The following is an 11,858-nucleotide window of genomic DNA, read 5'->3' on the forward strand; positions in this document are numbered from 1 at the left end:
AGCTGCCCCGCTTCTGTCATGATCCTGTTAACGATTGTTAGCTTTCGTGATCGATGGAGGTCAAGGCATGTTCTTTCTCGGTGGGATGACCATGGGCTACCTCGATCCTCCCGTCAAAGCCGAACGCAAGGAACAGATGACGGTCGCCATGCCTGGGGAAAAGGACCGGCGCCTGATCGAGACCTCCAACCCGCCGCAGAACGAGAACGCCGTCGAGCGCTCGTTGATCTGGGCATGGCGCACGCTCTGCTAAGAGCAGGTTGAATTTTCTCTTCCGCTCCCTCTGGACGGAAATTTATCTCTACCTACCTGATAGAGAATAAGAAATATAACAGCGAGCCGCACAACCGGCCGCACGAAAACGACGGAGGCGACATATGGCAGAACTGGGTATTTCGCATACTCACGTGAACCACTATGGTTCCGTACCGACCAAGAAGCCGCACGCCACGCGTCACAGGCTTCAGGCGGTGCTCCATGGGACAATCTTCACCGCGGCATTCCTGTTTGTGGTAGCCATGGTCTTCGGCCTCGTCGGATAGTCGGCAGATAACAAGCCTCGGCAGGCGCCGAGGCTGCGGCGAGTTTGCCGCCTATATTGAATGCCGGACACTGTCTCGGTGTTTCAAGCCCCTTGATCATCCCTCTCCCCTTATCACGCGCTCGAAAAGGGCGCCGCGGCGCATTTTTGCTTCCGGTATGCATGTCGCCCGGAAATGTGCAGCGGTTCCGGGACAACGACATGCATAAAAACAAAGAGCTAAAGCGCGTTGCGTGAATCAAATTTGATGCGACGCGCTTAAGGTCTGGCGGAGTTCAAGTCGGCGCACGCCCCGGTCGGACACCGTGACCAGGCGAACAAGCCGCTCAAAGGACAGCCGAAGATCCGGAAAATCCTCCCTCGGCGCCTGCCTCGCCGCAACCAGGCGCCGGCATGCTCGCCATCCCCCGCCGCGCAAGCGCATCGGTCAGGCGGCGCAAGCCTCTTGACTTGAATTATTCCGATGGTGTCCAACTTTTCGACATGGTTTTGCGGAGAGTGCATTGATCGCCCTCGGGTCGTCCTGGACCAGGGCCGCGCCCGGTTGCATCGCTTGCCAGACGTCATTCACCCCGGCTTCATCGATCTTCGACGAATTGGGGCCCGTTCATGTAGCAGTCATGATAAGCAGTGCAAAAGGCTGAGCAAAACCAGCCATAACTTTGTTTGGATCCAGAACCGAACCCATGTCTATTGCCATTCTTTCTCCGAGCCTTCCCCGCGAACCCGAGATGAAGCAGATCGATCACAATGATTCGATCCGCTCGACCTATCTCTCCATCGAGGACATCAAGGCGATGGGCGATGCAGTCGCCCGTAACGGCGTCGACAAGCTGCCGGCTTTCGCCCCTTTCGATTTCTTCGCACGCCACAAGGAAAATCAGAAGGAAATCCTGCGCGTCTATCGCACGACGGCGACGGATGTCGAGGCCGGCGAGACGATCACGCCGGCGGCGGAATGGCTGCTGGACAACCATTATATCGTCGAAGAGGCAATTCAGGAGGTGCGGCGTGACTTCCCCCGCCGCTTCTACCGCGAATTGCCGACCATGTCTGTCGGCGGTGTCGAGATTCCGCGCACTCTGGTGCTTGCTTGGCTCTACGTCGCCCATACCCACAGCACGATCTCGCAGGAAAGTCTGACGGCGCTGGTCGACGGCTTCCAGGCCAACGAGACACTGAGGATCGGTGAATTGTGGGCGCTGCCCTCGCTGGTGCGCTACGTGCTCGTCGAAAACCTTCGCCGTATTTCGAGCCGTGTCGAAGCCAGCCGCCGGCTGCGCCGCCGCGCCAACGAGGCCGCCGACGAGCTGGTGCGCCTGACCGATCCGGCCAGGGCGGCCGCCTATCTGAAGACGCTGGAACCGCTGGCCGAGGACAACACCTTCTCGACGCAGTTCCTCTATCGCCTGCGTGACGGCTCGCAGACCTCGAGCCTGGCGATCACCTGGCTCGACGAGCGGCTGGAAGAGCTTGGCCGCAACACCGAAGAGGCGACGACGGCCGAACACAGCCGTCTCTCCTCCGGCAACGTGACGATGGGCAACATCATCCGCAGCCTGCGCGAGATCGACGACACCGAATGGTCGGTCTGGGTCGAGCAGGTCAGCCATGTCGACAAGCTGCTCTGGGAACATTCGGATTACGGCATCCTCGATTCCGGCTCGCGGAACAAATATCGCAAGCAGATTGAGAAGCTCGCCAAGCGTTCGCCGCTGACCGAGATGGAAATCGCCCAGCTGGCGCTCGATATGACGGATGCTGCCAAGGCCTCCGGCGAGCCGCAGCCGCATGAACCGAATGTCGGCGGCTTCCTGTCCGGCGCGCAGCGGCCGAAGCTCGAGGCGCGGGCGAATTACCGCCCGACGGTCACCCAGCATTTCGTGCGCGCCGTGCGCCAGTTCAACTGGCTGGCAATTGCCGTTCCCGTCATGCTGCTGACTGTCATCGCCATGGCTGTTGTCGGCAACTTCATGGCGAATGCCGGCATGGGTCCGATCGAAATCGCCGTGCTGCTGATTATGTTCTCGCTGCCGGCATCGGAGGGAGCGACAGGTCTCTTCAACACGCTGCTTTCCTTCTTCGTGACGCCGGCGCGTCTCGTCGGCTACGAGTTCAAGGAAGGCATTCCGGAGGATGCGCGCACGCTGCTCGTCGTGCCCTGCCTGATCTCGAACCGCGACAGCGTTGACGATCACGTGCGCAATCTCGAGGTCCACTATCTCGCCAATCCGCGCGGCGAAATCTATTTCGCGCTGCTCAGCGACTGGCCGGACAGCGATGTCGAGGAGACACCCGCCGATCTCGAGGTTCTCGACTATGCAAGGCGCGAGATCGCCAATCTCTCCGCCCGTTATGCCTATGACGGCAAGACGCGGTTCTACCTGTTGCATCGCCGCCGTCTCTACAACGCCTCGGAAGGCGTCTGGATGGGCTGGGAGCGCAAACGCGGCAAGCTGCACGAGCTCAACATGCTGCTGCGCGGCGACCGCGACACCACCTATCTGCCGGGCGCCAATGCCGTGCCGGCCAACGTGCAATATGTCATGACGCTCGACGCCGACACCCGCCTGATGCGTGACGCCGTCACCAAGCTCGTCGGCAAGCTCTATCATCCGATTAACCGCCCGGTCATCAATCCGAAAACCGGCCGTGTCGAAAGCGGCTACGGCGTGCTGCAGCCGCGTGTCACGCCGTCGTTGACGACCGGCAAGGACGCCTCGGTCTTCCAGCGCGTCTTTTCGATCAACCGCGGCCTCGATCCTTATGTCTTCACCGTTTCCGACGTCTATCAGGATCTCGCCGGCGAGGGCACCTTCACCGGCAAGGGCCTCTACCATGTCGATGCCTTCGAAGCCTCGCTGAAGGGCCGGATCGACGAGAATTCCGTACTCAGCCACGATCTTCTCGAAGGTTCGATGGCGCGCTGCGCCCTCGTCACCGATCTCGAGCTGGTCGAGGATTTCCCCGTCCGCTACGAGGTGGAGACTTCGCGCCAGCATCGCTGGGCGCGCGGCGACTGGCAGCTCCTGCCTTACATGTTCAATCCGAAATACGGCGTCACGGCACTCGGCCGCTGGAAGATGTTCGACAATCTGCGCCGTTCGCTGACGCCGATCGCCTGGTTCTTCGCCTCGGTGCTCGGCTGGTATTTCATGGGCCCGCTCGGCGCGCTGGTCTGGCAGATTCTGCTGATCTTTTGCCTCTTCGTGGCGCCGACGCTGTCGCTCATCAACGGCATCATCCCGCGCACCAGCGATATCGTCGCCCGCGCCCATCTTTATACGGTCTGGTCGGATATCACGGCCGCCAATGCGCAGGTTGCATTGCGGATCGTCTTCATTGCCGATTCGGCCGCCATGATGGCGGATGCGATCGGCCGTTCGCTCTACCGCCTGTTCGTCAGCCGCAAGCTGATGCTGCAGTGGCGGACCGCCGCCAGCGTTCAGGCCGGCGGGCAAGGCACCCTCGCCTCTTATTACAAGCAGATGTGGCATGCGCCTGTGCTGGCGCTGCTGGCGCTAGGTTTCGCAGCCCTTCCCGGCGACAACGCCTTCCTGGTCGGCATCCCCTTCGCGCTGCTGTGGATCCTCTCGCCTGTCGTCGCCTGGTATGTCAGCCAGTCGGCCGAGACCGAGGACCGGCTCGAAGTCGCCGATTCCGTTTCGAGCGAGTTGCGCAAGATCGCCCGGCGCACCTGGCGCTATTTCGAAACCTTCACCACGGCCGAGCAGAATTATCTGCCGCCGGACAATATTCAGGAAACGCCCCATGTCATCGTCGCGGCCCGCACCTCGCCGACCAATATCGGCGTCTATCTGCTTTCCGTCGTGTCCGGCCGGCATTTCGGCTGGTTCTCCTTCGAGGAGACGCTCGAGCGGTTGGAGCAGACGATTGCCACGATCGACAAAATGGAGAAATTCCGCGGCCATCTGTACAACTGGTATCACTCCGATACGCTGCAGACGCTCGGGCCGCGTTACGTCTCGGCGGTCGACAGCGGCAATCTCGCCGGCCACCTGATCGCCGTTTCTTCGGCCTGCCGCAACTGGGCCGAGGCGCCGTCGGCCCATATGCAGGGCAATCTCGACGGTGTCGGCGATACGGCAGGCATTTTGGGCGAAGTGCTGGCGGATCTGCCGGATGACCGCAAGACCGTGCGGCCGCTGCGCCGGCGCCTGGAAGAGCGCATTGTCGGCTTCCAGAACGCGCTTGCCGCCGTCAAGCGCGAGCACGAATTCGCCTCGATCCGCATCATCAACCTCGCCGTTCTCGCCCGCGACATCGAAAAGCTCGCCGCCAATCTCGACCACGAGGTCAAGTCGAAGCAGAGCGAAGAGGTCACCCAATGGGCGGCATCCCTCGTCAAGGTCTGCGAGGCGCATATCTCCGACAGCACCTTCGATCTTTCCAAGGTCGATGCGCTCCGGCCGCGGCTGGTGGCGTTGCGCGACAAGGCCCGCGATCTTGCCTTCTCGATGGATTTCGGTTTCCTGTTCCGGCCGGAACGGCGCCTGCTGTCGATCGGCTACCGTGTCGAAAGCGGCGAGCTCGACCAGGCCTGCTACGATCTGCTGGCTTCCGAATGCCGCCTGACCAGCCTGTTCGGCATCGCCAAGGGCGACCTGCCGACGGAGCACTGGTATCGCCTCGGCCGCCAGGTCGTGCCGGTCGGATCGCGCGGCGCGCTGGTCTCCTGGTCCGGCTCGATGTTCGAATATCTGATGCCACCGCTCGTCATGCAGGAGCGCGGCGGCGGCATCCTCAACCAGACCAATAATCTTGTCGTGGTCGAGCAGATGAACTACGCCCGCAAGCTCGGTATTCCGTGGGGCATTTCGGAAGCGGCCTTCAATGCCCGTGACCATAACCTCAACTATCAGTACACGAATTTCGGCGTGCCGACGCTCGGCCTCAAGCGCGGCCTCGGCCACAATGCCGTTATCGCGCCCTATGCATCGCTGCTCGCCAGCCAGTACGACCCGCCGGGCGCACTCGAAAACCTGCAGCGGCTGCGCAAGGTCGGCGCGCTCGGAAAGTTCGGCTTCCACGACGCCGTCGACTTCACGCCGACGCGGGTGCCGGAAGGCAAGAAATGCGCGGTGGTCTACAATTATTATGCCCACCATCACGGCATGTCGATCGCCGCCGTCGCCAACGTCGCCTTCAACGGCCATCTGCGCGAGCTCTTCCATTCCGACCCGGTCATCGAGGCGGCGGAGCTTCTGTTGCAGGAAAAGGCGCCGCGCGACATTCCCGTCATGAGCGGCAAGCATGAATCCGATACGCCGGCCAGCATCCAGGACGATCTGCTGCGGCCGGAGATCAGGAAGATAAGCGATCCGACTTCGCGCGACCGCGAACTCGTGTTCCTGTCGAACGGCCACTACTCGCTGATGCTGACGGCGACGGGCGCCGGTTATTCCCGCTGGAACGGTCTTTCCGTGTCCCGCTGGAAGGCCGATCCGACCGAAGACCGCTGGGGCACCTTCATCTTCCTGCGCGATACCGCCACCAACGAATGGTGGTCGGCGACAGCAGAGCCGAAGGGGGTCGAGGGCGAAAAGATCAAAGTCGAGTTCGCCGACGAAAAGGCGCAGTTCACCAAGACGATTGGTGATCTGACGAGCGAGGTGGAGTGCATCATCGCGACGGAGCATGATGCCGAGGCCCGCCGTGTCACCCTGCTCAACATGGGCACGGAAGACCGTTTCATCGAAGTCACCTCCTATCTCGAACCTGTCATCACCTCGGATGATACCGACAATGCGCATCCGGCATTCGCCCGCATGTTCGTCAAGACCGAAATCGGCAAGCGCGGCGACGTCATTCGCGCGGAACGCAACAAACGCGATCCGAACGAGCCGAACATCAGCATCGCGCATCTGATCGTCGACAATGCCGGCGACACTCGTCACACCGAATTCGAGACCGACCGGCGCAAGTTCATCGGCCGTGGCCGCAGCCTCGCCGATGCGGCGGCCTTCGATCCGGGCGCCACACTTTCCGGCAGCGACGGCTTCATGCTCGATCCCGTCATGTCGCTGCGCCGCACCGTGCGTGTGCCGGCCGGCAAAAAGGTCAGCGTGTTCTTCTGGACGATCGCCGCGCCAAACCGCGACGAGGTCGACAAAGCGGTCAATCGCTACCGTCATCCCGACGCCTTCAACCATGAGCTCGTCCAGGCCTGGACGCGCACGCAGGTGCAGATGCGCCACGTCGGCGTCACCTCGCAGCAGGCGGCAGCCTTCCAGCATCTCGGGCGCTACCTCGTCTATCCCGACATGCAGCTGCGCAAGGATGAAGCGACCGTCGAGGCCGGCCTGCAATCGCAATCGGCGCTGTGGCCTTTGGCGATCTCCGGCGATTTTCCGATTTTCACGTTGCGCGTCAACGACGACATGGACCTCGACATTGCCCGCGAGGCCCTGCTGGCGCAGGAATATCTGCGCTCGCGCGGCGTCACCGCCGATCTCATCATCATGAACGAACGTGCCTCTTCCTACGCACAGGACATGCAGCACGCGCTCGACGCCATGTGCGAGAACGTGCGCCGCATGGGCCAGGCCGACGGGTTGCGCCAGCATATCTTCGCGGTTCGAAAGGACCTGATGGAGGAAAGCACCTATCGTGCGGTGATCGCGGCCTCCCGCGTCACCCTGCATGCGAAGAACGGCAAGGTGATCGACCAGATCAACCGCGCCGTCGCCCTGTTTGCACCGTCGAAGGATGAGCTGCAGGAGATGGAGCGCGCCGAGCGCAACAAGGCTCCGGTCAAGCGCGTCGCGCCGGTGCCGCCGCCTGTCGTGCCGCCTGTCGTCATCGAGGAGGAAGGCGATCTCGACTTCTGGAACGGCATCGGCGGCTTTGCCCGAGACGGCCGCGAATATGTCGTTCGCCTGCCCGGCGGTCATGCAACGCCCCAGCCCTGGATCAACGTCATTTCCAATGACAGGTTCGGCTTTCACGTGTCGGCCGAAGGTGCAGGCTTCACCTGGAGCGTCAATTCGCGCGACTACCAGCTGACCTCCTGGTCGAACGACGCGGTGGTCAACCGTTCGGGCGAGGCCTTCTATCTCGCCGATCTCGACAGCGGGGCAGTCATGACGCCGTTCGCAGCACTGTCGCGCCGGCCGGACATTCGTTTCGAAGCCCGCCATGGGCTCGGCTATTCGGTCTTCTCGAGCGTCCAGCACGATATCGCACTGGAGCTGACGCAGACGATCGCCCGCGACAAGCCGGTGAAGCTGCAGCGTCTGCGCCTGCGAAATACCGGCTCGACCGGCCGCAGGCTGCGTCTCTATGGTTATGTCGAATGGGTGCTCGGCAGCAATCCCGGACGCACCGCCCCGTTCATCCTGTCGAGCCAAGATGAGGAGACGGGCGCGCTGTTCGCCACCAATCCGTACAGCATCGATTTTTCCAACCGAACCGCCTTCTTCGCGGCGAGCGAGACGCCATCGAGCGTCTGCGCAAGCCGGCGCGAGTTCATCGGCAAGGCGGGAACGATCCAGGCGCCGCAGGCCGTTACGTCAGCGGCTGCTCTTTCGGGTGCGACCGAACTCGACGGCGATCCGGCCGCGGCTCTGGCTATCGACATCGAGCTTAACGCCGGCGAGGAGCGCGACTTCACCTTCTTCCTCGGCGATACGCCGACGGAAGAAGAAGCGCGCGCCGTCATCGCCGATATCCGCAAGGCTTCGTTCGACGAGGCCGTCGAGGCAAACCGCAGCTTCTGGCGGGATTTCACCGGCAGGCTGCAGATCTCGACGCCGGATCGCGGGATGAACAATCTCGTCAACACCTGGCTGCCCTATCAGAGCCTCGGCTGCCGGATCATGGCCCGCACCGCCTTCTACCAGGCAAGCGGCGCCTTCGGTTTCCGCGATCAGCTGCAGGACACGCTGGCCTTCCTGCTGCACGAACCCTCGATCGCCCGCAGGCAGATCCTGAACGCCGCCTCGCGCCAATTCCGCGAGGGCGACGTCCAGCATTGGTGGCTGCCTGGTACGGGTGCCGGCGTCCGCACGATGATCTCGGACGACGTCGTCTGGCTGAGCTATGCGATCCACCACTATTGCAGCGTCACCGGCGACAAGAGCGTGCTCGACGAGGAAATTGCCTTCCTGGAAGGTCCGGCGCTTCTCGAGGGGCAGCATGACTCCTTCTACAAGCCGGAGATTTCCGAGGATAAGGCGAGCGTCTACGAACATGCGGCGCTGGCACTCGATCTCGCTATCGCTCGCAAGGGGGCTAACGGCCTGCCGCTGTTCCTCGGCGGCGACTGGAACGACGGCATGAACCGCGTCGGCATCGCCGGCCGCGGCACCAGCGTCTGGCTCGGCTGGTTCCTGGCAGGCGCGTTGCGCGCCTTCATTCCCTATGCCGAAGAACGCGGCGACACGGCGCGCGCAAAGCGCTGGTCTGCACATCTCAAGGACTTGAAGAAAGCGCTCGAAACCGCGGGATGGGACGGCGGCTACTATCGCCGCGGCACGTTCGACGATGGCGCACTGCTCGGTTCCAAGGAAAGCCCGGAATGCCGGATCGATTCGATCGCGCAGTCCTGGAGCGTTCTGTCCGGCGAGGGCGACCCGGCCCGCGCCGTCAAGGCCATGGATGCCGTGCTCGATCAACTGGTCGACGAGGAAGCCCGCATCATCCGGCTGTTCACACCGCCTTTCATCAATTCCGCCAGGGATCCCGGTTATATCAAGGCTTATCCGCCGGGCGTGCGCGAAAACGGCGGCCAATATACCCATGCCGCGACCTGGGTGGTGATGGCGCTGGCGGAGCTCAAGCGGGGCGACGATGCCTTCCGCTGCTTCCAGATCCTCAACCCGATCACCCATGCGCTCGACAAGGCTTCGGCCGAGCAATACCGGGTCGAACCCTATGTCGTGGCCGCCGACGTCTATGGACATGAGCCTTATACGGCGCGAGGCGGCTGGACCTGGTACACCGGCTCGGCCGGCTGGCTCTACCGGGCTGCCGTCGAGGGCATCCTCGGTATCCGGTTGAAGGACGGCCGGCTTTATGTGCGTCCGTCGCTCCCGTCGGAATGGGACGGTTTTGCGGCAGAGGTGGAGCGGGGCGACGGCAAATACCGCATTTCGGTCTCAAAAGCGTCCAATGCCAGCGGCTACACTCTGTCGATCAACGGCAGCGAAATCGCCGATCCCGAAGAGGGATATCCGCTCGGATAAAAGCGTTTCTCCACGCAGACATCACGGCGATTCGCGAACGGCCAAAAGGGAACCCTTTTGGCCGTCGTCGCGTTTGCAAATCGGATAATAGGAGACACCCCATGGCAAGCACGCTGACCGAGGCCATCGGCGCCGAGCGCAGTTCCCTATCTGTAGCTGCGCCAGGGCGCGATACACGGCTTGACGTGCTGCGTGGCCTCGCCTTGATCATGATCTTCATCAATCATGTTCCCGGGCAGTTCTTCGAATATGCCACGACGAAGAATTTCGGCTTTTCCGATGCCGCCGAGGCCTTCGTGCTGATATCGGGTATTGCCGTCGGCCTTGCCTACGGCTCTCGCTTTCAGCCGGGCACCCGGCTCAGAATGGCGACCAAGGCGGCAAAGCGGGCCTTCACGCTCTACCTCGCCCATATGATCACGACCTTCATGACGCTGGCGCTGTTCATCTGCGGCGCCTGGCTGTTCCACCGGCCCGGACTGCTTGTCGAAATCAATATTCTGGCGGTTCTGATGAACCTCAAGGACGGTATCCCGGCGCTGCTCCTGCTCGGCCACCAGATCGGCTACAACAATATCCTGCCCATGTACGGGGCGCTGCTGCTGATGGTGCCCATCCTCCTTCTCCTGAACGAGCGAAGCCCGCTGCTGGCGCTTGCCGTCTCGGGCACGGTCTGGCTGCTCGCCGGCATTTATCAGGTGGCGCCGCACAACATGCTGATCGAAGGCTATTGGTTCCTCAATCCGCTGTCGTGGCAGTTCCTGTTTTCGATCGGTATCGTCTCGATCCTGCATATCAAGCGCGGCGGCCGGATCCCGCGGCATCCGCTATTGCTTGCGGTCGCCGCCGCTTACGTCGTGCTGTCCTTCGTCTGGGTGACAGGTCATCTCTGGATTTTCGGCAACTCGCTGGCAGCGCTCGGCCTGCCGCCTGTTATCACCGGTTTCGACAAGACCTTCCTGTCGCTGCCGCGGCTGCTGCATGTGCTGGCGCTGACCTATCTGATTATCAGCATCCCCGCATGCTCCCGCATCCTGCGGCGTCCCGCGGACCACCCGCTGACGATCCTCGGCCGCCATTCGCTCAACATCTTTGTCGCCGGCACGATCCTCGCCATGGTCGGCCAGGTGGTGCTCTACATCACCAATAAGGATCCGCTGGTCGGCCCGATCTTCGTCATCGCCGGCATTGCGACGCAATTCACCTATGCCTACTATCTCGAGCACAAGCGTCAGCAGGGCAAGGTCAAGAGTAAGCTCGTCACCGAGGTTGCCGCCGTCCCGGTGCCCGTGCGCATCGGCGGAGCGGCAAACACCTATCGCCGCACCAATCGGAAATAGCAGCCAGCCTTGCCTTTATATAAGTGAGCCGGCGGGCCATGCCCGCCGGCTCAGTTTTTGTGAACGAGGATGTTCACCAGCCTGCCCAGGGGATCGCGTGTATAAAAGCGCCTGACGCCCCATGGCTCGTCCACCGGACCGTATTCGATCGGAAAACCGGCGGCCGACATCGCCGCGAAAGCGGCATCCAGATCGTCGACTTCGATCGAGAGGTCCGGCACCGGCGTGCCGGAGCCGCCTTGGCTGGCGACGCTCACCTGAACGTTCATAGGCCTCGCGGCGCCGAAGGTGGTGATCCAGCCGTGATCCATGATGACCTCGAGACCGAGGATATCCTGATAGAACCGCCGCGCCGGCGTGATGTCGGGTGCCGCAATATTGGCGACGATGCGCAGGACCTTCATGGGCTTTCCTTCCGATGCTTGGACAAGGCGGAAGGTAGAAAGATCGGCAGGGTGGTCAATCGGGGCTTGGCTTGGAATGGCGACGTGGCGGCGTATGGCACCCCTACTGCCCTGCCGAGCATCTCCCCACAGGTGGGGAGATTGGCTGCGCGCACCGACTTCCCCAAACAACAACGAACCTGTGTTCCGCACAGCGACGGAAAGGGACTGCGGGGTCAACCTTTTGCCAATCTCCCCACCTGTGGGGGAGATGCCCGGCAGGGCAGAGCGACTGTCTTGGAAGTCAAGCGTTTTGCCATGCTTTCTGGTCCCGGATGATTGCGTTGAGGATGGTGAGCAGCTTGCGCATGGCAGCCACAGTTGCGAC

General features: G+C 62.3%; 5 protein-coding genes. 4 read left to right on the plus strand and 1 reads right to left on the minus strand.

The window, feature by feature from the left end; translation table 11 throughout:
* Positions 1-67 precede the first annotated feature (67 nt).
* The 4 genes from K6M89_RS27155 (at position 68) to K6M89_RS27170 (ending at position 11,087) form a co-directional block, all read left to right on the plus strand.
* Positions 68-253, plus strand: a complete 186-nt coding sequence (locus tag K6M89_RS27155; RefSeq protein WP_097580521.1) for a hypothetical protein — start codon at positions 68-70, stop codon at positions 251-253.
* 124 nt (positions 254-377) lie between these two features.
* The gene (locus tag K6M89_RS27160) at positions 378-542 is read left to right on the plus strand and encodes a hypothetical protein (protein ID WP_012485575.1); all 165 of its coding nucleotides are present in this window, start codon (positions 378-380) and stop codon (positions 540-542) included.
* A gap of 685 nt (positions 543-1,227) precedes the next feature.
* On the plus strand, positions 1,228-9,747 hold the full coding sequence (locus tag K6M89_RS27165; protein ID WP_222141658.1) for a glycoside hydrolase family 94 protein: 8,520 nt from the start codon (positions 1,228-1,230) through the stop codon (positions 9,745-9,747).
* Between the two features lie 101 nt (positions 9,748-9,848).
* Positions 9,849-11,087, plus strand: coding sequence for an OpgC family protein (locus K6M89_RS27170; protein WP_222141659.1), 1,239 nt, complete (start codon positions 9,849-9,851; stop codon positions 11,085-11,087).
* A gap of 50 nt (positions 11,088-11,137) precedes the next feature.
* Here the strand turns inward: K6M89_RS27170 and K6M89_RS27175 are convergent, their stop codons facing one another.
* On the minus strand, positions 11,138-11,491 hold the full coding sequence (locus K6M89_RS27175) for a VOC family protein (RefSeq protein ID WP_222141660.1): 354 nt from the start codon (positions 11,489-11,491) through the stop codon (positions 11,138-11,140).
* Positions 11,492-11,858: the final 367 nt, after the last annotated feature.

The organism is Rhizobium croatiense, from assembly GCF_019793465.1.
In the GTDB taxonomy this organism is placed as follows: domain Bacteria; phylum Pseudomonadota; class Alphaproteobacteria; order Rhizobiales; family Rhizobiaceae; genus Rhizobium; species Rhizobium croatiense.

Excerpts from the sequence above, each read along its gene's own strand:
- K6M89_RS27155 (WP_097580521.1), top strand. The coding sequence starts at position 68 with ATGTTCTTTCTCGGTGGGATGACCATGGGCTACCTCGATCCTCCCGTC.
- K6M89_RS27160 (WP_012485575.1), top strand. The coding sequence starts at position 378 with ATGGCAGAACTGGGTATTTCGCATACTCACGTGAACCACTATGGTTCC.
- K6M89_RS27175 (WP_222141660.1), bottom strand. The coding sequence starts at position 11,491 with ATGAAGGTCCTGCGCATCGTCGCCAATATTGCGGCACCCGACATCACG.
- K6M89_RS27170 (WP_222141659.1), top strand. The coding sequence starts at position 9,849 with ATGGCAAGCACGCTGACCGAGGCCATCGGCGCCGAGCGCAGTTCCCTA.
- K6M89_RS27165 (WP_222141658.1), top strand. The coding sequence starts at position 1,228 with ATGTCTATTGCCATTCTTTCTCCGAGCCTTCCCCGCGAACCCGAGATG.